Annotated in this window: 16 protein-coding genes; 8 read left to right on the top strand and 8 right to left on the bottom strand. The window is 70.4% G+C overall.

Annotated features, from left to right (window positions below):
- Positions 1-792: 792 nt before the first annotated feature.
- From M2266_RS23205 to M2266_RS23185, 5 genes are all read right to left on the bottom strand, one after another.
- Positions 793-1893, bottom strand: a complete 1101-nt coding sequence (locus tag M2266_RS23205) for a dipeptide ABC transporter ATP-binding protein (RefSeq protein WP_277439914.1) — start codon at positions 1891-1893, stop codon at positions 793-795.
- Positions 1886-2935, bottom strand: a complete 1050-nt coding sequence (locus M2266_RS23200) for an ABC transporter ATP-binding protein (protein ID WP_277439913.1) — start codon at positions 2933-2935, stop codon at positions 1886-1888. Before M2266_RS23200 ends, M2266_RS23205 begins: the two co-directional genes overlap by 8 nt.
- A gap of 58 nt (positions 2936-2993) precedes the next feature.
- The gene (locus M2266_RS23195; protein WP_277439912.1) at positions 2994-3923 is read right to left on the bottom strand and encodes an ABC transporter permease; all 930 of its coding nucleotides are present in this window, start codon (positions 3921-3923) and stop codon (positions 2994-2996) included.
- Positions 3924-3956: 33 nt separating this feature from the next.
- Entirely contained in the window at positions 3957-4880 is a 924-nt protein-coding gene (locus tag M2266_RS23190) for an ABC transporter permease (RefSeq protein ID WP_277439911.1), read from the bottom strand.
- Between the two features lie 176 nt (positions 4881-5056).
- Positions 5057-6703, bottom strand: coding sequence for an ABC transporter substrate-binding protein (locus tag M2266_RS23185; RefSeq protein ID WP_277439910.1), 1647 nt, complete (start codon positions 6701-6703; stop codon positions 5057-5059).
- 436 nt (positions 6704-7139) lie between these two features.
- On the opposite strand from M2266_RS23185, the gene M2266_RS23180 reads away from it, so the two are divergent.
- Complete coding sequence (locus M2266_RS23180) at positions 7140-7550, top strand: VOC family protein (RefSeq protein ID WP_277439909.1); 411 nt, start codon at positions 7140-7142, stop codon at positions 7548-7550.
- Positions 7551-7612: 62 nt separating this feature from the next.
- The gene (locus tag M2266_RS23175; protein WP_277439908.1) at positions 7613-8065 is read left to right on the top strand and encodes a nuclear transport factor 2 family protein; all 453 of its coding nucleotides are present in this window, start codon (positions 7613-7615) and stop codon (positions 8063-8065) included.
- Between the two features lie 434 nt (positions 8066-8499).
- Here M2266_RS23175 and typA read toward each other — a convergent pair whose 3' ends face one another.
- Together typA and M2266_RS23165 are read right to left on the bottom strand one after the other, a co-directional pair.
- Entirely contained in the window at positions 8500-10365 is a 1866-nt protein-coding gene (typA, locus tag M2266_RS23170) for a translational GTPase TypA (RefSeq protein WP_277439907.1), read from the bottom strand.
- A 287-nt stretch (positions 10366-10652) separates the two neighbouring features.
- Positions 10653-12575 carry an ABC transporter family substrate-binding protein gene (locus tag M2266_RS23165; protein WP_277439906.1) on the bottom strand — a complete coding sequence of 641 codons (1923 nt, stop codon included), beginning with the start codon at positions 12573-12575 and terminating at the stop codon, positions 10653-10655.
- Between the two features lie 355 nt (positions 12576-12930).
- On the opposite strand from M2266_RS23165, the gene M2266_RS23160 reads away from it, so the two are divergent.
- The 6 genes from M2266_RS23160 to M2266_RS23135 all read left to right on the top strand — a co-directional run bounded on the left by M2266_RS23160 (position 12931) and on the right by M2266_RS23135 (position 19800).
- Positions 12931-13218: a hypothetical protein gene (locus tag M2266_RS23160; protein ID WP_277439905.1), complete on the top strand. Its 288-nt coding sequence runs from the start codon at positions 12931-12933 to the stop codon at positions 13216-13218.
- A gap of 106 nt (positions 13219-13324) precedes the next feature.
- A complete protein-coding gene (locus M2266_RS23155) occupies positions 13325-14167 on the top strand; it encodes a hypothetical protein (RefSeq protein WP_277439904.1) in 843 nt (280 codons plus the stop codon).
- A gap of 21 nt (positions 14168-14188) precedes the next feature.
- The gene (locus M2266_RS23150) at positions 14189-16132 is read left to right on the top strand and encodes a fumarate reductase/succinate dehydrogenase flavoprotein subunit (protein WP_277439903.1); all 1944 of its coding nucleotides are present in this window, start codon (positions 14189-14191) and stop codon (positions 16130-16132) included.
- A complete protein-coding gene (locus M2266_RS23145; protein WP_277439902.1) occupies positions 16129-16893 on the top strand; it encodes a succinate dehydrogenase/fumarate reductase iron-sulfur subunit in 765 nt (254 codons plus the stop codon). Before M2266_RS23150 ends, M2266_RS23145 begins: the two co-directional genes overlap by 4 nt.
- Before the next feature lie 92 nt (positions 16894-16985).
- The gene (locus M2266_RS23140; RefSeq protein WP_277441318.1) at positions 16986-19034 is read left to right on the top strand and encodes a TPM domain-containing protein; all 2049 of its coding nucleotides are present in this window, start codon (positions 16986-16988) and stop codon (positions 19032-19034) included.
- 55 nt (positions 19035-19089) lie between these two features.
- Positions 19090-19800 carry a PspA/IM30 family protein gene (locus M2266_RS23135; protein WP_277439901.1) on the top strand — a complete coding sequence of 237 codons (711 nt, stop codon included), beginning with the start codon at positions 19090-19092 and terminating at the stop codon, positions 19798-19800.
- A 38-nt stretch (positions 19801-19838) separates the two neighbouring features.
- Here the strand turns inward: M2266_RS23135 and M2266_RS23130 are convergent, their stop codons facing one another.
- On the bottom strand, positions 19839-22364 hold the full coding sequence (locus M2266_RS23130; RefSeq protein ID WP_277439900.1) for a SpoIIE family protein phosphatase: 2526 nt from the start codon (positions 22362-22364) through the stop codon (positions 19839-19841).
- Between the last annotated feature and the right edge of the window lie 72 nt (positions 22365-22436).

Raw genomic sequence — 22436 nt, 5'->3', positions numbered from 1 at the left:
TATAGCGAGTTCTATCCCTCCTAAGTGATCCACATCCTCCCAGAAGTCGCCTCACCAACCACTTGAGTCACAACCAGTCCCACCGGTCGCACATCCTGCCGAGAAGAGGGGACTGCATGCCCACCCCTCCCACCACCCGCCTCAGCCGGGCACCCCGACGCAAGCAACCCCACCAGCCGGCCCGGGAAGCGCAGCGCCCCGCCCCCCTGCCGGGCGCGCAGCGCCAGGGCCCTCCCCTCCCCCCGGCCAAGGAGCGCAGCGACGCAGACGCACCCCTCCGCACCGCCCGAACCCCCGCCCGAACCCCCGCCACAACCGCACCCGCAGCTCACCCCCGGGAAGCGCAGCGCCCCGCCCCCCTGCCGGGCGCGCAGCGCCAGGGCCCTCCCCTCCCCCCGGTCAAGGAGCGCAGCGACGCAGACGCACCCCTCCGCACCGCCCAACCCGGGCCGCCAACCCACCCGCACCTACCCGCCGCCCCCTCCCGGGAAGCGCAGCGCCCCGCCCCCCTGCCGGGCGCGCAGCGCCAGGGCCCTCCCCTCCCCCCGGTCAAGGAGCGCAGCGACGCAGACGCACCCCTCCGCACCGCCCGAACCCCCGCCTGAACCCCCGCCTGAACCCCCGCCTGAACCCCCGCCTGAACCCCCGCCATAACCGCACCCGCAGCTCACCCCCGCGGAAAGCGCCGCGTACCACCCCAACCCCCGCCCTCTACCCGGCCCTGCGGGGCAACGGAAGGCGCCCCCGGCCTTTGGGCCGGGGGCGCCTTCCGTGGAACCGCGACTGCGAGCGTTACGCGGCGCCGACCACGTCCTTGACTTCGGCGAAGTGGCAGGCCGAATCGTGGGCCGCGGGGGAGTCGACGTCCTTGAAGCGTTCGGGGATCGCCAGCAGGGGGACGTCCGTGGCGCACTTGTCCTGCGCCTTCCAGCAGCGGGTGCGGAACCGGCAGCCGGAGGGCGGGTTGGCCGGGGACGGGACGTCGCCGGTCAGGATGATGCGCTCGCGGTGGGCGCGGGCCTCGGGGTCCGGGACGGGGACGGCCGAGAGCAGCGCCTGGGTGTACGGGTGGGTCGGGTACTCGTAGATCTCGGCGTCGGAGCCGATCTCGGCCATCTTGCCGAGGTACATCACGCCGACCCGGTCCGAGATGTGCCGGACGATCGACAGGTCGTGGGCGATGAAGATGTAGGAGAGGTTGAACTCGTCCTGCAGGTTCTCCATCAGGTTGATGACCTGTGCCTGCACCGACACGTCGAGCGCGGAGACCGGCTCGTCACAGATGATGACTTCCGGGTTGAGCGCCAGGCCGCGGGCGATGCCGATGCGCTGGCGCTGGCCGCCGGAGAACTGGTGCGGGTACCGGTTGATGTACTCCGGGTTGAGGCCGACGACGTCCAGCAGGTCCTGGACCTTCTTGCGACGGCTGCCCTTGGGCGCCACCTCGGGGTGGATGTCGAAGGGCTCGCCGATGATGTCGCCGACCGTCATGCGCGGGTTCAGCGACGTGTACGGGTCCTGGAACACCATCTGGATGTTGCGGCGGACGACCTTGAGGGCCTTCCCCGACAGCTTGGTGATGTCCTGGCCCTTGTAGAGGACCTCGCCCGCGGTGGCCGTCTCCAGGCTCATCAGCAGCTTGGCGACCGTGGACTTGCCACAGCCGGACTCGCCGACGATGCCCAGCGTCTCGCCCTGGTAGAGATCGAACGAGATGCCGTCGACGGCCTTGACCGCGCCGACCGTCCGCTTGAACACGATCCCCTGGGTCAGCGGGAAGTGCTTGACCAGGTTCCGGACCTGGAGGATCGGCTCGCCGCGGTCGACCGGGGCGTTGATCGCCGCCTCGACGGCCTCGACTGTCGTCTCATCGTCCTTGCTGAGATCAGCCATGGATCGTCTCCTTCCAGAAGTGGCAAGCGCTGCCACGGCCCGGCAGTTCGGCGCCGTCGGCCTCGGTCACCGTGTACAGCGGCGGCACATCGGTCCGGCAGATGTCCTGCGCCATCTCGCAGCGCGGGTTGAACGCGCAGCCGGACGGAACCGCCAGCAGGTTCGGCGGGAGGCCCTTGATCGCGTAGAGCTCCTGGCCCTTCTGGTCCAGGCGCGGGATCGACTTGAGCAGGCCCTTGGTGTACGGGTGGGCCGGCCGTGCGTAGATCTCGTGCACGGGGGCGGTCTCGACGATCCGGCCCGCGTACATCACCGCGATCTTGTCCGCGACGTCGGCGACGACGCCGAGGTCGTGGGTGATCAGGATCAGACCCATGTTGGACTCGCGCTGGAGCTCCGCGAGCAGGTCCATGACCTGGGCCTGGACCGTCACGTCGAGCGCGGTGGTCGGCTCGTCCGCGATGATCAGGTCGGGCTCGAGGGCGATCGCCATCGCGATCATGATGCGCTGGCGCATACCGCCGGAGAACTGGTGCGGGAAGTCACCGACCCGCTCCCGGGCCGCCGGGATCCGGACGCGGTCCATCAGTTCGATGGCCTTCTTCTTCGCGTCCTTCCTCGACACCCCCTGGTGCGCGCGGAACATCTCGCCCAGCTGGAAGCCGACGGAGAGCACCGGGTTCAGCGAGGACAGCGCGTCCTGGAAGATCATCGCCATCTTGTTGCCGCGCAGCTTGCGCCGCTCGCTCTCCGGCAGGGCCAGGATGTTCTGCCCGTGGAAGAGGATCTCGCCGTGCGCGACGCGCCCGGGAGGGCTGTCCAGGATGCCCATGATCGCCTGGGCGGTCACCGACTTGCCGGAGCCCGACTCGCCGAGCACCGCCAGCGTCTCACCGGCGCTCACGCTGTAGTTGACGCCGTTGACGGCCTTGGCCACACCGTCGCGGGTCTTGAATTCCACGTGGAGGTCGCGCACTTCGAGCAAGGGCCCGCCGGCGGCGGTCGTTCCAGTGCTCTCGGCGGCCGTTTCGACCGTGGTCATGCCGTCACCTTCGTCCTGCTTGCTCGTAGCTCGTGGGGGTCCGACTCATGGGGGCGCCTCACCGGAGCTTCGGGTCGAGCGCGTCGCGCAGGCCGTTGCCGAGGAAGACGAAGCCGAGCGCGGTGATGACGATCGCCAGGCTGGGGTAGAGCCACAGGTAGTCCTTGACCCCCATGAAGTCCTTGCCCGCGAAGATCATGTTTCCCCACTCGGCGACCTCGGGGCTGACCCCGACACCGAGGAAGGACAGCGACGCCTCCGCCACGATCGCGATGCCGACGCTGCTGGCCGCGTAGACCACCACCGACGTCACGGAGTTGGGGAGGATGTGCTTCAGCACGATCCTGCGCCGGGTCGCGCCCAGCGCCTTGGCGGCGTGCACGTAGTCCATCTCGCGCACCGACAGGATCTGGCTGCGCAGCAGACGGGCGAAGGTGGCCCAGGAGAAGATGCCCAGCGAGATCACGACGGGCAGTACGCCGCGACCCATCAGCAGGATGATGACGATCGCGCCGACGAGCAGCGGGAAGGCGAAGAACACGTCCGCCACGCGCATGATCACGGTGTCCCAGATGCGGCCGAAGTAGCCGGCTATCGCACCCAGGGTGACGCCGATGACGCAGGCGAGCAGGATCGAGGCAAGGCCGACGATCATGGCGATCCGGCTGCCGTAGATGATCCTGGAGAGCTGGTCACGGCCGAGGGCGTCGGTCCCCAGCCAGTGCTTGCCGCTCGGTTCCTTCAGGGTGTTCATCAGATCCTGGTGCAGCGGGTCCGCAGGCGCGATGAGCGGGGCGAACACCGCCACCACCAGGAGGATGACGATGATGAGCAGGCCGACGACGGCCAGCTTGTTGGCGAGGAAGCGGGCGCGGATCTCGCTCCAGTTGCTGACCCTCGCGACGCTCGGTTCGGCTGCGCTCGGCGCGGCCGGGATCGGACCGGCCGCGGTACCCGACCCATCCATGCCCGTGACGACCTCAGTCATGGTGTGACTCCTAATTCGGGACGACCCTGAGGGTCAGGAGAGGCGGATTCGCGGATCGAGTGCGGCGTAGAGCAGATCGACGATCAGGTTCAGCAGGATGAAGACAGCAACGCTGTACGTCACCACGCCGACGATGATCGGGTTGTTCTGCGACTGAATCGCCGTGATCAGCGCGAGTCCGATGCCGTCCCAGTTGAAGATCGTCTCGGTGATGAGCGCACCGCCGAGCAGACCGCCGAAGGAGATACCGAGGTAAGTGATCACCGGGATGACCGAGTTGCGCATGATGTGCCGGAGCAGGATCGTCCGGCGCGGCAGGCCCTTGGCCACCGCCGTCTTGACGTAGTCCGCGCGCAGCACCTCGAGCATGGTGCTCCGGGCGATCTGCGCGACGAGCGCGGCGTCGATGATGGCCAGCGTCACCGCGGGCAGCACCATCGAGTTGAACGACCCGTCGGACAGCAGCGGGAACCAGCCCAGCTCCACGACGAAGAACCGCTGCAGGATCATGCCGATAACGATGGAAGGTACGCCGACCGCAAGGGTCGTGAGGAACGTCACCGACACGTCCCAGACCGAGTATCTGCGCATCGCCGCCAGCACACCGACGCTCAGGCCCAGGATGACGTCGAAGATGATCGCGGTCACCGCGAGCTTCGCCGTGTTCACCAGCTTGGGCTGGAGGATCTCGTTGACCGAGCGGCCCTGGGTGTAGTCCTCACCCAGATCGCCCTTGCCGAGCTTCTCCACGTAGTGCACGTACTGCACGACCAGCGGGTCGTCGAGCCCGTACCGCTGCCGCAGTTCCTTGACGACCGCGGGATCACGCGCCTTGTCGCCGCCGATCGAGCCCACCGGGTCACCCGGGAGCACGAACAGGCAGGCGAACAGGATCATCGTCGCACCAAGCACGACGACGACCAGCTGGCCCAGCCTGCGGACCACATACCTTCCCATGACTTACCTCTCTACCTCGCTGCCGCACCGAAGCAGCCACAACGCCCGGGTCGGGCGCGCCTGGACGGGGCGGTGGATCACACCGCACCCGACGGGGGCCGGGGGCCGGGGCGACCGAGTCTTCACTCGATGCCACGACCCCCGGTTCACGCCGCACAGGGTGCGGCGGTGTGTGACTACTTCGCGCTGATCTCGGCGAGGTTCGGGTCCTCGTGGAAGTCCATCTTGATGTTCGACCACTTCTTGGTGTTCGCGAGACGCAGCTGCGTACGGTTCCACAGCGGGATCAGAGCCTGGTCGTCCATCGCGACCTTCTCCGCCTGCTTGTAGAGCGTGTTGCGGGCCGCGGAGTCCTTCGTGGCACGAGCCTGGGCGAGGATCGTGTCGAAGGCCGGGTTGTTGTAGCGGCCACGGTTGTCACCGGTGACCTTGCCCGCCTCGTCCTTGTTGATGGACTTGCTGTCCAGGAGCGGGTACAGGAAGTTGTCCGGCGTCGGGTAGTCCGCGCCCCACGCGAAGCGGTAGGCACCGGTCGCACCCGGGGCCTGCTGGGCCGCGAGAAGCTCCTTGAAGGGCTTCGCGTCCATCTTGACGTTCAGACCGAGGACGTCCTTGAGCTGCTGGACGACGGCCTGGACCCACTCTTCGTGGCCACCACCGGTGTTGAAGCCGATGTGGATCTCGGTGCCCGGCTTCAGACCACCCTCAGCCGCGAGGGTCTTCGCCTTCTCCTTGTCCTGCTTGATGCAGGTGGCGCAGAGGTCCTTCTGGTACACGTCCGCGAAGGCCGGCGGCAGGATCGTCGTCGACTTCGTCTGCATGCCCTGGAAGACACCCGCGATGATCGCGTCGCGGTCAATCGCGTAGGACACGGCCTGACGGGCCTTGGCGTCCTTCATCGGACCGTTGTCCGTGATCGGCAGCAGGTAGTTCATGCCGTTGGTGTTTTCCTGGATCCACTCACCCTGGGCGCTGTACTTCGCCTTGGCGGCGGTCAGCTGCGGGGTGGGCATACGGGCCCAGTCGAACTGGCCCGACTGGAAGCCCTGGTACTCGAGGTTGGCCGCGCTCGCCGAGTTCAGGATGGCGATCTTGACCGTGTCGAGCTTGGCCTTGGTCAGGCCGTAGTCGTCGTTGCGGACGAGCGTGATGGCCTTGTTGTGCTCCCACTTGCCCGACATCTTGAAGGGGCCGTTGCCGATGGGGGCATCGTTGTACGCCTGGTTCTTGGCGGCGCCCGCGACCTTGGGGACCGGCGAGAAGGCGGTGTGCGTGGTCTTGACGTCGAACTCGAAGTCAGGCGCGGAGAGCTTCACCTGGATGGTGTTCTCGTCCGGGGCGCTCAGGCCGGAGAGCGTGGTCGCCGTGCCCGCCTGCAGCGCGTCGAAGCCGTCGATGCCACCGAGGTGGTACGCGACGTCGGAGGCCGAGGCCTTCGCGGCGACGCGGGTCCAGCCACGGATGAACGCCTCGGCGTTGACCGGCTCGCCGTTGGTGAACTTGGTGCCGGACTTGATCTTGAAGGTCCAGGTCTTGCCGTCGTCGCTGACCGTCTTGGAGGTCGCGAGGGCCGGTATGACCTTGCCGTCCGCGGTCGGCTCGTACAGACCCGTGAACAGGTTGTCCGTGACGAGGATGCCCTCGGACTCCTGCGAGTTGTACGGGTCGATGGCGACCGGCTCGGAGATACCGAGGCTGAAGGTGCCACCGGCCTTACCGCTTCCGGTCGACTTGTCGTCCTTGTTGTCGCCGCCGCAAGCGGTCGCTGCAAGAGCAACGATGACCGCGCCAACGACCCACTTGGCGCTCTTGGCACCGCGCATGGATTGCCTCCTCAGGAGTTCACTGTTGTGACGTGAAAAGAAGGCCGACCATCCGCTGACACCCCTGACAGCGAAACCGGCCCTCTGTTGCTCGTGAGTCGGCGCTCCCCATAAGCGCTTGGACCCATTGACCCGAGCTGAACTGCGTCCCACTATCGGGCACGTTTAGGCGCGTAACCACACCCAAATGGTCTCGCTTTGATCACATCAGGCACGAACTTGGCCCACATTTCGGACATTTGGAACGTAGACAGACACCCGCGAAACGGACTGTTAACGCAACATCCGGCGAATCGCGTCCGCTATGCGGACACGGCCCTGGTGAAATCGGTTGCGACCGGCGTGAAAAAGCCATGGCGAGTCTACGCGGGTCACGCCCGGCGCGTCCCCGATACGACCGGGCCCGCTCTCCTGCGGGAACCTGTTGAATCGACCCATGAGCCAGGAGACTTCCGGACTGCTGCACCATGTCGAGCTGTGGGTCGCCGACCTGCCGGCCGCGACCGCCGAGTGGGGCTGGCTGCTGGGCGAGCTCGGCTACGCCCCGTTCCAGGACTGGCCGGCGGGCCGCAGCTGGAAGCTCGGCGCCACCTACATCGTGATCGAGCGCTCCCCCGCCCTCGCCGGCGACCGGCACGAACGGCGCCGGCCCGGCCTCAACCACCTGGCCTTCCACGTGGCCGACCGCGCCATGGCGGACGAGTTGGCGGCCCAGGGCCCCCGGCACGGCTGGACCCTGATGTTCCCCGACCGGCACCCGTTCGCGGGCGGCGAGGCGCACTACGCGGCCTACCTGGAGAACGCCGAGGGGTTCGAGGTCGAGCTGGTCGCACCCATCGCCTCCTGAGGGGCGGACGGCTAATCTGACTGACCGTCAGTTCTGTGGCCGACCGCGGGAAGGGATCCCCAGTGCCCCATTATGAGACGAAACACGCTCGGCGCGAGGAGACGGTGGAGTCGTTCTGGCGGGGAGTCGATACGCATGACTGGGGGCTGGTCGCCTCCACTCTGGCGGAGGATTTCGTACGCGTCGGGATGCGGGGCGACGAGGAGGACACCGTCCGCGGCCGGGAGGCCTATGTGGCGTTCGTCTCACGGGTGACGGAGCGGATGGCCTTCCACCGCCTGGAGTCGCGCCGCACGTTCCTCAGCGCGGACGGCCGGCGGGCGCTGAACGAGGCCGTCGAGACCATCCAGCCGACGGCGGCGGACGAGCGGAACGTGATGTCGTTCGCGAACGTCATGGAACTCGGCGAGGACGGGCTCATCGCCCGGCTCGACATCTACTGGAAGACCCCGGTGCTGCAGCCGCCGGCCTGGATCGTCCCGGGTAGCGCGACCGCTCCCGCCGAGGCGGGGTGAGGAGGGGGTCCAGGGGGTCAACTCCCCGGGCCCCTGCGGAGGATGCCCGGGTGGCGTCCCCGCGGCGTCCCCGTGACGCCTCAGCGACCGCCTGGTGCCCGTCCAGCATCCCGGCGGGCCCGCCACCGGCGCCACGGCACGAGCCGGCCCCAGGGGGCCGCGTGACGTCACGCGGCCCCCTCGGCACCCTGGAAGCCCCGCAGAGGGCCTGGGCCGGGTCCCGAAACACAGCGAACCCCCGCGACGCGTCCCAAGAGACCAAGGGGCCCGCGCCCCAAAAACCCAAGAGGCCCCGGCCCACGCCCCAAAAACCCGAGGGGCCCCGGCCCGCACCCCGAAAACCCAAGAGGCCCCGGCCCGCACCCCGAAAACCCGAGGGGCCCGGGGACGACGTCCCCGGGCCCCTCGTCACCCGGTGATCCGAGCGGAAGGCGTCAGCGCTTGGCGCGCGAGTACGCGCGACCGCGCTCCTTCTGGTCCAGGACGACCTTGCGGATACGCACGGTCTCCGGCGTGACCTCGATGCACTCGTCCTCGCGGCAGAACTCGAGGGACTGCTCCAGCGACAGCCTGCGCGGCGGCACCACGTTCTCGGTGTTGTCCGCGGAGGCGGCGCGCATGTTGGTGAGCTTCTTCTCCTTGGTGATGTTCACGTCCATGTCGTCGGAGCGCGAGTTCTCACCGATGATCATGCCCTCGTACACCTCGGTGGTCGCCTCGACGAAGATCACGCCGCGCTCCTGGAGGTTGATCATCGCGAACGGCGTCACGACGCCGGCGCGGTCCGCCACCAGGGAACCGTTGTTGCGGGTGCGCAGGTCGCCGAACCACGGCTCGTGACCCTCGAAGATGCTGTGCGCGATACCGGTGCCGCGGGTGTCCGTGAGGAACTCCGTGCGGAAGCCGATCAGACCGCGGGCGGGGACGACGAACTCCATGCGGACCCAGCCGGAGCCGTGGTTCGTCATGGTCTCCATGCGGCCCTTGCGGGTCGCCATCAGCTGCGTGATCGCGCCGAGGTACTCCTCGGGGCAGTCGATCGTCATGCGCTCGACCGGCTCGTGGACCTTGCCGTCGATCACCTTGGTGACGACCTGCGGCTTGCCGACGGTCAGCTCGAAGCCCTCGCGGCGCATCTGCTCGACGAGGATCGCCAGCGCCAGCTCGCCACGGCCCTGGACCTCCCAGGCGTCGGGACGCTCGGTCGGCAGCACGCGGAGCGAGACGTTACCGATCAGCTCCTTGTCCAGCCGGTCCTTCACCTGGCGGGCGGTGACCTTGTGGCCCTTGCCGCCCTTGCCGACCAGCGGCGAGGTGTTGGTACCGATGGTCATGGAGATGGCCGGCTCGTCGACCGTGATGAGCGGCAGCGCGACCGGGTTCTCCAGGTCGGCCAGCGTCTCGCCGATGGTGATGTCCGGGATACCGGCCACGGCGCAGATGTCGCCGGGGCCCGCGACCTCGGCCGGCTTACGGGTGAGCGCCTCGGTCATCAGCAGCTCGGTGATCTTGACCTGGGTGACCGAACCGTCACGCTTCATCCACGCGACCTGCTGGCCCTTGCGGAGCTCGCCCTCCTCGACGCGGAGCAGCGCGATACGGCCGAGGAAGTTGTCGGCGTCCAGGTTGGTGACGTGCGCCTGGAGCGGCGCGCCCTCGGTGTACTGGGGGGCGGGGACCGTCGACAGGATGGTGGAGAAGAACGGCTCCAGCGAGTCGCTGTCCGGGGGGACCGTGCCGTTCTCCGGCTTGGTCAGCGAGGCGACGCCGTCACGGGCACAGGCGTAGACGATCGGGAACTCGATCTGCTCCTCGGTCGCGTCCAGGTCCAGGAAGAGGTCGTAGGTCTCGTTGATGACCTCGTCGATCCGGGAGTCCGGGCGGTCCGTCTTGTTGATGCAGAGGATGACCGGCAGGTTCGCCGTCAGCGCCTTGCGCAGCACGAAGCGGGTCTGCGGGAGCGGGCCCTCGGAGGCGTCCACGAGGAGCACGACCGCGTCGACCATCGACAGGCCTCGCTCGACCTCACCACCGAAGTCGGCGTGGCCGGGGGTGTCGATGATGTTGATCGTGATGACATCGCCACCACCCTTGGGGTGATACTTCACGGCGGTGTTCTTGGCCAGGATCGTGATGCCCTTCTCACGTTCCAGGTCGTTCGAGTCCATCATGCGGTCGTCGAGGTGCTGGTGGGCAGCGAATGCGCCGGCCTGCTTGAGCATGGCGTCGACAAGGGTCGTCTTGCCGTGGTCGACGTGGGCGACAATGGCGACGTTACGAATATCGTGGCGCGTGGACATGCTGCGGCGCTTCTCCCGGGATCGTGGATGGCTGCGCGTTCCGTGTTGACGCACTCGCCCGCCGGGCAGGACAAGCCGCGGCCTTACCCCATGGTACGGGGCTCGCGGCGACTCGGCCGCCCGGGAGAGGTTTGAACGCTGGTATTACCGGTTCCCCGGGCTCCTTCCAGAGCCCGCGGAACCGGCGGGACGAGTGGAAGGACCCGTGGCAGCGGCGGTATCGGGCGGCCTCGCGGCCCTCGGCCCCGGAGGCCGCCCGAACCGGTGAAAACGGTGCGCGCCGGACGCTATTTCCGGAACCCGATGTCCTGGTATCGGGGGGACTCGAAGCCGAAGGCGCCGACGTTGGCGACCGTGGGCCGCAGCGCGACGATCTCGGGGCGCTGGAAGAGCGGGATGGAGCCGGCCGCCGCCCAGATCCGGGAGTCGGCCCGTGCGGCCAGGTCGCGGGCCGCTTTCTGGTCCAGTTCCGAGCCGGCCCGGTCGAGCAGCTGGTCGATCTGGTCGGTACCGACCCGCGAGTAGTTCTGCTCGACGGTCAGTGATCCGTCGGGGGCGGGCAGCGGCTTGGCGAAGATCGGCCGGTCGTCGGTGGCCGGGTAGGCCGTGCCGGGCCAGGAGTACAGGGCCAGGTCGAAGTTCCCGGCCGCGACGTGGTCGTGGAAGAAGCTCGCGTCCGCGACCTTGGTGATCTCGGTGCGGACACCGATCTTCGACAGCATCGTGGCGATCCGGTTCCCCACGTCGGCCAGTACCGGCGAGGTGGCGGGGAGGACCATGCGCAGGCTCAGCTGCTTGCCGTCCTTGCGCAGCGTTCCGGCGGGCTCGACGACCGTCCCGCCGATGGCCGGGGCGGCCGCGTCGGGTTTGGCCGGTGCCGGTGCGGCCTTGACCGGCGCCGGAGCCGAGGCTTCGGCCTCGGCCGGGGCGTCGGCGTCGGCCGGTACGGGCGCGTCGGCCTCGGCCGGGTTGCCCGCCTTGCCGCCGGCCGCGGCCTGCGGTGCGGTGTGCTGCCAGCCGGCGGCGGCGAGCAGCGCCTGGACCTGGTCCGCGTCCGCGGAGCCGAGGGCCGAGCTGTGGTCCGCGTAGCCGTTCTGCGAGCCGAGGACCAGGTGATTGCCGAGCGCCTTGGCGGGCAGGCCGAGCGGCTTCAGCACGGCGTCGGCGATGGCCTGCCGGTCGACGGCGCGGGCCACCGCGCGGCGGACCCGCTCGTCGGCCAGGGGGCCCGTGCTGCCGTTGAGGGCGAGCTGCGAGTACGCGGCCCCAGGGGCCCGGCGGACGGCGAGGGTCTTGGCGTCCTCCGCCTTGCGGACCGCGGCGAGGGCGCCCGGGTCCAGCTCCGCGACATCCAGCTTCCCGCCGGTCAGCGCGGCGGCGCGGCCGGCGGCCGGCACGGCGGTCAGCACCAGCTGGTCGAGCTTGGCGCGCTCGCCCCACCAGAGGGGGTTCCTGACCAGGGTGACGGCGCCGGCCTTGCGGTCGACTCCCTTGATCTTGAAGGGCCCGGCGACGGCGGTGAGCGTGGAGCGGGCACCCTCGTTGAAGGCGTCCGGACTGCCGGTCACGGCCTTGGGGTACAGGGGCGTGAACAGCGACCGCCAGTCGGCGTACGGCGTCGCGAAGGTGACCTTGACCTCGTGGGCGTCGGCGCCCTGGCCGACGTCCGCGATCCGGTCGTAGCCGGCGTTGCGCGCGGTCCAGAACGCGGTGTTCCGGCCGCTCAGCGCCTTCCACTGCGCACTGAAGTCGTCGGCGCCGACAGCCCGGCCGTCGCTCCACCTCGCCTTCGGGTTGAGCTTGTACGACACGACCTGCTTCGGCTCGTTCGCGACGACGGAGGCGTCGGCCAGGAAGTCCGCGTCCCGCTGCGGGGCACCACGGGCGTCCAGGCGGAACATCGCGGGCAGTACGGCGCCGGCGATCCGGGCCGAGCCCTCGTCGGCGTCCGCCTGGTAGGCGTTGAGGGTGGCCGGGACGCCGTCGACGGCCCAGCGCATCGTTCCGCCGTCCTTGACGCCCGCGCGGGGCGCGGAGGCGATGTCGGTGCCGGAGACGATCGGGCCCGCGGTGGTCCCGGAGGAGCAGCCGGCGAGGGCGAGCGCGGCGGCGCCCGCCAGGGCCGCACCGCGCAGCCCCGGCACGGCGGGCCGGGGACGGTGCCGGGGCTGGACCCCGCGTACGGGTGCGGGAATGACGCTGCGGGACATGGGTCAGGTACCTCCGCGGGCTCTCCGGCCGCCTTCGGTCCGGCATACGCCTTCGGGACGTGCACCAGGGATACTCAGTTGGCGGTATTTGTCGCTTATCGCACCTACTGAAAGCGACAGGTACCCGAAGCGCCGCGCGACACGGCGCGAAGCGGGCCGCAGGCCACCCGAACGGCGGCGCGGTGCCCTCCCGGGGCCGCCCCGGGCGCACGGCCACGGCGCGATCCCGGGCGTGATCCCGTACCGGGCGCCGATTCCCCTGTACGCGCTCTTCCCAATGGCGCATGTGACGCGCGACACTCGCTTCCGCATGAGCGTCACCAACCGCACCTGCGGCAGAGCTGAGGGCAAATCCATGTCCCTGCAAGACGATCTGACATCCGTTCAGCGCCGGCTGGACGACCTGGTCCGCTGCGTGGGCCGACTGGAGCAGCACGTCGGGAACAGCCTCGACATGCGTCGTGTACGTGCCGACGCGGACCACCTCCGCGAGAGCCTGACCCTGCTGCGCGAGGCCGCGCCGTCCGCCGCCCCACCGGGTGCCGTGGAGATGGTGATGGTGCCCGACACCCCGTACGACCGGGCGCTGTGGTCCGACTGCGAGGACGAGGGCCTGGGATCACCCCACGGCCACGCGCCGTAACCGCGCCCTCCCGCAGCCGCCCTCCCGGCAGCCGCTCCGCGACAGCACGTCCGCCCGCCACCGCAGCCGTCACCGGCTCCCCTTCCGCTCCCCTCCGGAGTACGCATTGGCCACCGGAACCACCTCAAGCACCGAGTCCGCCGACAGCGGTCCCGCCCGCCGCGGCGTCCACACGCAGGGACGCGCGGCCATTCCGACCCGACATCTGCGGACCGACCGGTGGTGGGTCCCACCCCTGGTGACCGCGCTCGGGCTGGGGGCGTTCGTCGTCTACTCGACCTGGCGCGCGTTCGCGAACGGGAACTACTACGCGGCGCCCTACGTCTCGCCGTTCTACTCCCCGTGCCTGGCGTCGAACTGCGCCGATATGAACGGCGGCGCCGACTGGCATCTGTTCGGCAGCTGGTGGGCGCTGTCCCCGGCGCTGATCGTGCTGATCTTCCCGCTCGGCTTCCGGCTCACCTGCTACTACTACCGCAAGGCGTACTACCGCGGGTTCTGGGCCTCGCCCCCCGCCTGCGCCGTCGCCGAGCCGCACGCCACGTACACCGGTGAGACGCGTTTTCCGCTGATCCTGCAGAACGTCCACCGGTACTTCTTCTACTTCGCGATCCCGGTCGCCGGGATCCTGACGTACGACGTGGTGCTCAGCTTCCGCGACGCGGACGGGGAGTGGGGCCACGCGGGCCTCGGCACCCTGGTGATGCTGGTGAACATCGTCCTGATCTGGGCGTACACCTTCTCCTGCCACTCCTGCCGACACATCGTCGGCGGCCGGCTCAAGCACTTCTCCAAGCACCCGGTGCGGTTCCGGCTCTGGGGCTGGGTCGGGAAGCTCAACGCACACCACATGCTGCTCGCCTGGGTCTCGCTGATCAGCGTGGCCCTCGCGGACTTCTACGTGTACCTCGTCGCCAGCGGCGCCTTCGACGACCCGCGGTTCTTCTGATCGAAAGGAATGCCAACCAGCATGACGCAAGTCGAAAGGCACACTTACGACGTGGTCGTCGTCGGCGCGGGCGGGGCAGGTCTGCGCGCCGCCATCGAGGCCCGCGAGCAGGGCATGCGCACGGCGGTCATCTGCAAGTCGCTGTTCGGCAAGGCGCACACGGTGATGGCCGAGGGCGGCATCGCGGCCAGCATGGGCAACGCCAACTCCAACGACAACTGGGAAGTGCACTTCCGCGACACCATGCGCGGCGGGAAGTTCCTCAACCAGTGGCGGATGGCCGAGCTGCACGCCCGTGAGGCGCCCGACCGGGTGTGGGAGCTGGAGACCTGGGGCGCGCTCTTCGACCGCACCAAGGACGGTCGGATCTCGCAGCGCAACTTCGGCGGCCACGAGTACCCGCGGCTCGCGCACGTCGGCGACCGCACCGGCCTGGAACTGATCCGCACCCTCCAGCAGAAGATCGTCTCCCTGCAGCAGGAGGACTTCGCCGAGTTCGGCGACTACGAGGCGCGGCTGAAGGTCTTCCAGGAGTGCACGGTCACCCGGGTTCTCAAGGACGGCCCCGCGGTCAGCGGGGTGTTCGGCTACATCCGCGAGTCCGGCCGGCTGTTCGTCATCGAGAGCCCGGCCGTGGTCCTCGCGACCGGCGGCATCGGCAAGTCCTTCAAGGTGACCTCCAACTCGTGGGAGTACACCGGCGACGGGCACGCGCTGGCGCTGCTCGCGGGTGCGCCGCTCATCAACATGGAGTTCATCCAGTTCCACCCCACGGGGATGGTCTGGCCGCCGTCCGTCAAGGGCATCCTCGTCACCGAGTCGGTGCGCGGCGACGGCGGGGTGCTGCGCAACAGCGACGGCAAGCGGTTCATGTTCGACTACATCCCGGACGTGTTCAAGGAGAAGTACGCGCAGTCCGAGGAGGAGGCCGACGGCTGGTACGCCGACCCGGCGACGTTCCGCCGCCCGCCGGAGCTGCTCCCCCGCGACGAGGTGGCCCGCGCCATCAACTCCGAGGTCAAGGCGGGCCGCGGCACTCCGCACGGCGGCGTCTTCCTCGACGTGTCGACCCGGCTGCCCGCCGAGGAGATCCGACGGCGGCTGCCGTCGATGCACCACCAGTTCAAGGAGCTCGCCGACGTCGACATCACCGCCGAGCCCATGGAGGTCGGCCCGACCTGCCACTACATGATGGGCGGCGTCGACGTGGAGCCCGACACCGCGGCGGCCCGCGGCGTGCCGGGGCTGTACGCGGCGGGCGAGGTGGCCGGGGGCATGCACGGCTCCAACCGGCTCGGTGGCAACTCCCTCTCCGACCTGCTGGTCTTCGGCCGCCGGGCCGGTCTGTACGCCTCGGAGTACGTGGCAGCGCTCGGCACCGGGCGGCCCGCCGTCCCCGAGGACCAGATCGACAGCGCGGCCGCCGAGGCGCTGCGCCCGTTCAGCGCGGAGGCCTCCGGCCCGGACTCTCCGCAGGGGCACCCGGCGGAGAACCCGTACACCCTGCACCAGGAACTGCAGCAGGCCATGAACGACCTGGTCGGCATCATCCGCCGGGCACCGGAGATGGAGGAGGCGCTCGCCCGCCTCACCGATCTGCGGCTGCGCTCACGGCGGGCCGGTGTCGAGGGCCACCGGCAGTTCAACCCCGGCTGGCACCTGGCGATCGACCTGCGCAACATGCTGCTGGTCAGCGAGTGCGTGGCCCGCGCCGCGCTGGAACGCACCGAGAGCCGTGGCGGGCACACCCGCGAGGACCACCCCGGCATGGACCGGGGCTGGCGGAAGGTCAACCTCGTCTGCGAGCTGTCCGACCCCAGCGGCGGGCTGGCGGCCGCCGACCCGGAGCGCGGCCAGGTCGAGCTCCGGCACCGCGACATGGACCCGATGCGGGACGACCTCCTCGCCCTGTTCGAGAAGGAAGAACTGCTGAAGTATCTGACGGACGAGGAGCTGGCCCCGTGACGTACACAGCGCACTTCAAGGTGTGGCGGGGCGACCCCGACGGCGGGGACCTGAACGACTACCAGGTGGAGGTGAACGAGGGCGAGGTCGTCCTCGACATCATCCACCGGCTGCAGGCCACCCAGGCCTCCGACCTCGCGGTCCGCTGGAACTGCAAGGCCGGCAAGTGCGGCTCGTGCAGCGCCGAGATCAACGGGCGGCCGAGCCTGCTGTGCATGACGCGGATGTCGGTCTTCACCCCCGAGGAGACGATCACCGTCACCCCGATGCGGGCGTTCCCGGTCATCCGGGACCTGGTGACCGACGTGTCCTTCAACTACGCCAAGGCGCGTGAGGTGCCGGCGTTCGTACCGCCGGCGGGTCTCAAGCCGGGCGAGTACCGGATGCAGCAGCAGGACGTGGAACGCTCGCAGGAGTTCCGCAAGTGCATCGAGTGCTTCCTGTGCCAGGACACCTGCCACGTGGTCCGTGACCACGAGGAGAACAAGATCGCCTTCTCCGGGCCGCGCTTCCTGATGCGCATCGCCGAGCTGGACATGCACCCCCTGGACGCGGCCGCCGAGGAGGGCCTGGACCGCAAGGTGTCGGCCCAGGACGACCACGGGCTCGGGTACTGCAACATCACGAAGTGCTGCACGGAGGTCTGCCCGGAACACATCAAAATCACCGACAACGCGCTCATTCCGCTCAAAGAGCGGGCTGTCGACCGTAAGTACGACCCGCTGGTGTGGTTGGGGAGCAAGATCCGCCGGAGGCCATAGGTCACCCATGGTCCGGTCGCGGGGGGTACAAAGCGCGCATACGCTCCGGAAGGAGGCCATGCCGCAGGCGCGTGGCGGATCGGATGCGGCTGATGCGGCGACTCGGCGGGATCGTTGCGCTGCTCAGCGCCCTGCTGCTGCTCGGCGGCCCGGCCTACGCCGACGACCCCGTCACGCTGACGCGCAGCGGCCAGATCACCGACAAGGTCGGCGCGCTGGGCGACCGTAAAGCGCAGGTGGCCACCGCGCTGGAGAAGCTCTACGCAAGGCAGCGGCTCCAGCTCTTCGTCGTCTACGTGTCCGGCTTCTCCGGCCGTGACGCGCAGGAGTGGGCCAACGCCACCTCCCAGCGCAACGGCCTCGGGCAGAGCGACGTGCTGCTGGCCGTCGCGACGCACGACCGGCAGTACGCCGTCTCCGCCGACCAGAACTCCGGGTTCACCCAGAGCCAGCTGGACGAGGTGAACCGTTCGGCGATCGAGCCCGCGTTGAAGCAGAACGACTGGGCGGGCGCCGCCATCGGTGCCGCGGACGGGTTCGGGGCGGTGCGGGCCGGGCAGCCGGTCGTCGCGCCCGCGATCACGCCGGGAGCCGAGGATCCGGGCGGCGGCTCGGACGTGGGCGGGTCGGGCGGCGTGTGGATCCCGGTCGTGGCGATCGGCGGCGCCGGCCTGCTCGGCGCGTTCGTGTACTCGCGGCGCAAGCGGGGCGGTGGAGCCGTGGCGCCGCAGGACGGCGGCTGGGGCCGGGAGGCCGAGAAGCCGCGCCTCACGCCGCTCCCCGAGCTCGACTCCCAGGCCAAGCAGCTGCTGGTGGAGACGGACGACGCCGTCCGCACCAGCCAGGAGGAGCTCGGCTTCGCGGCGGCGCAGTTCGGTGACGAGGCGGCGCAGCCGTTCACCGAGGCGGTCTCGTACGCGCGCGGTGAGCTGACCGCCGCGTTCCGGTTGCGGCAGAAGCTCGATGACGCCTTTCCGGAGGACGACGCGACCCGGCGGCAGATGCTCGACGAGATCCTGAGCCGCTGCACCCAGGCGAACCGCCGGCTGGACGCCGAGTCGGAGGCGTTCGACCGGCTGCGCGCGCTGGAGTCCAACGCCCCGCGGGCGCTCGCGCACGCCGAGGCGGCCGTGGCCGCGCTCGCCGCGCACGTGACGGCCGCCGAGACCGCGATCGGGGCGCTCACCCGGACGTACGCGGCCTCGGCCGTCGAACCGGTCACCGGCCATCCGGCCGAGGCGCGGGACCGGCTGGTGTTCGCCGGGACCGCGATCGACGGGGCCCGGCAGGCGATCGACGCGGGCGACGCTTCCCGGGCGGCGGTGTTCGTACGGGCCGCGGAAGGCGCCCTTGACCAGGCCGGGACGCTCGCCGAGTCCGTCGTGCGCCGGGCGGAGGAGCTGGAGCACGCCGACGCCCGGCTCAAGGACGCGCTCACCGAGACCGACACCGACCTGGCCGACGCCAAGGGGCTGCTCGGCGGTCCCGTGGACGGCGCTTCGACGGCCGATCTGCGCGGCCGCGCGGCCCGCGCCGAGTCCGTCCTCGCCGACGTACGCCAGGAGCTGGCGGCCGGCCACCACGATCCGATCTCGGCGCTGCGCCGGATCGAGGAGGCGGACGCCGCGCTCGACACGGCGCTGGCCGGCGCCCGCGAGGGCGCGGTGAACGAGCGGCGGGCCCAAGGTCTGCTCGGCCAGGCCCTGCTCGCGGCCCGCAGCGAGGTGGCCGCGGCCCGGGACGTCATCACCACGCATCGCGGCGCGATCGGCAGCCAGGCGCGCACCCGGCTCGCGGAGGCCGAACGGCGGCTGGAGCAGGCCGAGTCGCTGGCCGCCACGGACGCGGCGGGCGCGCTCGCCGAGGCGCAGCAGGCGGACCGACTGGCGCGGGAGGCGCAGCAGTTCGCGCAACAGGACCTGAGCGGGAGCGGATTCGGGGGCGGGTTCGGGGGCGGGTTCGGCGGGGGCGGGCGCGGTGGCGGTGGGATGGGCGGAGCCGTGCTGGGCGGGATCCTCCTCGGCGGGATCCTGAACGGCGGTGGAGGCTTCGACGGTGGTTTCGGCGGCGGGGGCGGCAGGCCGGGGAGCTTCGGCGGAGGCGGCACCCGGGGCCGGATGGGCGGCGGCGGCCGCTTCTGACGCTCTTCTCGACCTCCATCTCCCAAGGCCCACAGGCCCGGAAGGAACTCCAGCCATGACGAAGCAGACGATCCTCGGCCGTGTGACCCAGCTCGCGAAGGCCAACATCAACGCGCTCCTTGATCAGGCCGAGGACCCGCAGAAGATGCTCGACCAGCTCATCCGCGACTACAGCGACAACATCTCCGAGGCCGAGGAGGCGGTCGCCGCCACGATCGGCAACCTGCGGCTGATGGAGCAGGACCACGACGAGGACGTGGCGGCCGCCGCGGAGTGGGGTGGCAAGGCCCTCGCCGCCAGCAGGAAGGCCGACGAGCTGCGGGCCGCGGGCAGCACCGCCGACGCCGACCGCTTCGACAACCTCGCGAAGGTCGCGCTCGGCCGCCAGGTCACGTCGGAGAAGGAGGCGGAGACCGCGGAGCCGGTCATCGCGAGCCAGACCGAGATCGTCGACAAGCTCAAGGCCGGGCTCGACCAGATGCGCGCCAAACTGGGGGAGTTGCAGGGCAGGCGGGATTCGCTGGTGGCCCGCGCCAAGTCCGCACAGGCGCAGAACCAGATGTTGGACGCCGCCAAGAACATCAACGTCCTGGACCCGACCAGCGAGCTGGGCCGCTTCGAGGACAAGGTCCGGCGTGAGGAGGCCAAGGCCAAGGGCAGGGAGGAGCTGGCCGCGTCCTCGCTGGACGCCCAGTTCGAGAGCCTCGACAGCCTCTCGGACTCCGCGGAGGTCGACGCCCGGCTGGCCGCCCTCAAGGCCCGGTAGCCACGCAGCGCCCGGCAGCTCGCCGCCGGTGGCCACCGTCAGTACATGCTCAACAGTTCGTCCACGGTCGGTTCCCTGCCGTTGCCCGCGCCCGGCAGGGCGAGTTCGAACCAGACGGTCTTCCCGCGGTGGGTACGGCGGCTGCCCCAGCTCTCGCTGAGCAGGCTGACGAGCTGCAGGCCGCGGCCGCCCTCGTCCGTGTCGCGGGCGCGCCGCCGCCTGGGCTGGACCAGCGCGCCGTCCCAGACCTCGCAGACGAGCGTGCGGTCGCGCAGCAGCCGGAGCCTGATGTCCCCGTCACCGTGCCGCAGGGCGTTGGTGACCAGTTCGCTGACGAGCAGTTCCGTGGTGTCGACCAGCTCGTCGAGACCCCAGGACACCAGCCGTTCGCGGGCGTGCTCGCGGGCCCGGGCGACCGAGGCGGGGTGCGGCTCCAGCGTCCAGTCCCCGACGGAGTCGGCGGGCAGGCCGTGGACGCGCGCCATCAGCAGGGCGATGTCGTCCTCGCCGTGGGCGGTGTCCAGCGTCGCGAGGATGTGGTCGCAGACGTCCTCCAGAGGACGCTGCGGGTCGTCGAACGCGCCGCGGAGGGATTCGAGGCCCTCGTCCAGCGGGTGGTTGCGGGACTCCACGAGGCCGTCGGTGTAGAGCCCGAGGAGCGCCCCGTCCGGGAGCTCGACGTCGACCTCCTCGAAAGGTTCGCCGCCGACGCCGAGCGGCAATCCGGTGGGGACCTCCAGCATGAGCGCGGGCCCGCCCGGCTCGACGACGACCGGCGGCAGGTGCCCGGCGTTGGCGATCGTGCAGCGCCGGGTGACCGCGTCGTACACGGCGTAGACGCAGGTGGCGAGGTAGACCTCGGTGAGGTCCGTGCCGCCGCGGTCCTTGCCCCGCCGGCTGCGGGTCTCGGGCGGGGCGCCCAACCCGCGAGCCACCTCGTCGAGCGCGGTGAGCACTTCGGCGGGTTCCAGGTCGAGCAGGGCCAGCGTCCTTACCGCGGTGCGGAGTTCACCCATCGCCACGGCCGCGCGCAGGCCGCGGCCCATGACGTCGCCGACGACGAGCGCGGTGCGGTGCCCGGGCAACTCGATGACGTCGAACCAGTCGCCGCCGACCTCGGTCTCCATGTTGCCCGGCAGATAGCGGCAGGCGATGTCCAGCCCGGCCGCCTCCGGGTTGCCCGGGGGCAGCAGGCTGCGCTGCAGGATCAGCGCCCGCTCGTGCTCGCGCCGGTACAGCCGCGCGTTGTCGATACAGACCGCGGCCCGCGCGGCGAGCTCCTCGGCGAGCATCCGGTCCCGTTCGGAGAACGGCTCGCTGCCCTTGGCCCGGGAGAACTGCACCAGGCCGAGGACCGTGTCGCGGGCGACCATCGGGACTATCAGCGTGGACTGGACGAGCGCGCCGCCCAGGTCCGGCTCGGGGTCCACCCCGACCATCTGCGTCTGGGCGGTGCGCAGCGCGCTCGCGCAGGGCGAGCTGAACGGGTGGCGATGGACGGCCCCGACGGGCACCTCGCCGTCCCCGCCGTCATCGCCCAGGATCGCGGAGGGCGCGTTCGAGACGGCGCTGGCGAACGCCACCCGGCGCACCTCGCCGCTGCCGTCCGAGGTGCCCGCGAGGTCCTCCTCGCCGACGAGCAGCGACTGGTACAGGTCGACGGAGGCCAGATCGCAGAAGTGCGGCACGGCGACGTCGAGCAGCTCGCGGGCGGTGGTCTCCAGGTCCAGCGAGTTGCCGATCCGCACCCCGGCCTCGTTGAGCAGGGCGAGGTTGCGGCGGGCGTGCGCGGCCTCGCGCTCCGCCCGCTGCCGCCCGGTGACGTCCATGGCGAGCCCGGCGACCCCTATCGGCCGCCCGCTGCCGCTGTGCAGCCGGTACAGCGAGATGGCCCAGCGGCGGCGCCCGCTCTCCCCCGGCACGCTGCCGACCAGCGGCATGTCCAGGACCGGATCGCCGCTCTCCAGCACCTGGCGCAGCGCGGCGGTGAGCCGGTCGGCCTCGACCCGGGACAGGAAGTCGTGCGGGCCTCGGCCGCGGTGCTCCTCGGCGGTGCGGCCGAAGACGGCCGCGAAACGTTCGTTGACGCGCAGCAGCCGCAGGTGGGTGTCGAACAGGACGAACCCCATCGGGGACTGCCCGAAGACGGCCTGCGAGGCCGCCAGGTCGGTCTCTATCTGCCGCAGTGACGAGACGTCGACGGCGATGCAGAGCGCCCCGCGGTCGGCGGGCATCACGTAGATCTCGGCGATGCCCTCGGCGCCGTCGGCGTCACGGTAGGGCGCGAGGCCTATCCACTCGCGGCCGTCCAGGATCTCGGCCACCCGCTCGCGGGCGCGGTCCCAGGTGTCGGGCGGCGCGAACGCGGTGATGGGGTCCTTGCCGAGCGCCTGCGTCGCCGGCACTCCGAAGAACTCGGCGGCCCGGTCGCTCCACTGGTCGATCCGCCCGTCGGGGCCGATCGAGAAGGAGGCGACGCGGATGTAGTCGTAGATCGAACCCGGCGGGCTGGACTGCCAGACCGTGGCCCGGGGAGAAGTGGTCCCGCCCCGCTCATCAGACACATCGGCCCCCGCTGGCACGTCGTTCACTGGCCCGACCCCTCCAGCTCAGCACACTTGGACCGGTTTGGAGCC

It is taken from the genome of Streptomyces sp. SPB162 (assembly GCF_029504575.1).
In the GTDB taxonomy this organism is placed as follows: Bacteria; Actinomycetota; Actinomycetes; order Streptomycetales; family Streptomycetaceae; genus Actinacidiphila.
This window is presented reverse-complemented; position numbering and strand designations above follow the sequence as displayed.

Excerpts from the sequence above, each read along its gene's own strand:
- M2266_RS23200 (WP_277439913.1), bottom strand. The coding sequence starts at position 2,935 with ATGACCACGGTCGAAACGGCCGCCGAGAGCACTGGAACGACCGCCGCC.
- M2266_RS23205 (WP_277439914.1), bottom strand. The coding sequence starts at position 1,893 with ATGGCTGATCTCAGCAAGGACGATGAGACGACAGTCGAGGCCGTCGAG.
- M2266_RS23160 (WP_277439905.1), top strand. The coding sequence starts at position 12,931 with ATGTCCCTGCAAGACGATCTGACATCCGTTCAGCGCCGGCTGGACGAC.
- M2266_RS23140 (WP_277441318.1), top strand. The coding sequence starts at position 16,986 with ATGCGGCGACTCGGCGGGATCGTTGCGCTGCTCAGCGCCCTGCTGCTG.
- M2266_RS23195 (WP_277439912.1), bottom strand. The coding sequence starts at position 3,923 with ATGACTGAGGTCGTCACGGGCATGGATGGGTCGGGTACCGCGGCCGGT.
- M2266_RS23150 (WP_277439903.1), top strand. The coding sequence starts at position 14,189 with ATGACGCAAGTCGAAAGGCACACTTACGACGTGGTCGTCGTCGGCGCG.
- typA (WP_277439907.1), bottom strand. The coding sequence starts at position 10,365 with ATGTCCACGCGCCACGATATTCGTAACGTCGCCATTGTCGCCCACGTC.
- M2266_RS23135 (WP_277439901.1), top strand. The coding sequence starts at position 19,090 with ATGACGAAGCAGACGATCCTCGGCCGTGTGACCCAGCTCGCGAAGGCC.
- M2266_RS23165 (WP_277439906.1), bottom strand. The coding sequence starts at position 12,575 with ATGTCCCGCAGCGTCATTCCCGCACCCGTACGCGGGGTCCAGCCCCGG.
- M2266_RS23180 (WP_277439909.1), top strand. The coding sequence starts at position 7,140 with ATGAGCCAGGAGACTTCCGGACTGCTGCACCATGTCGAGCTGTGGGTC.
- M2266_RS23190 (WP_277439911.1), bottom strand. The coding sequence starts at position 4,880 with ATGGGAAGGTATGTGGTCCGCAGGCTGGGCCAGCTGGTCGTCGTCGTG.
- M2266_RS23185 (WP_277439910.1), bottom strand. The coding sequence starts at position 6,703 with ATGCGCGGTGCCAAGAGCGCCAAGTGGGTCGTTGGCGCGGTCATCGTT.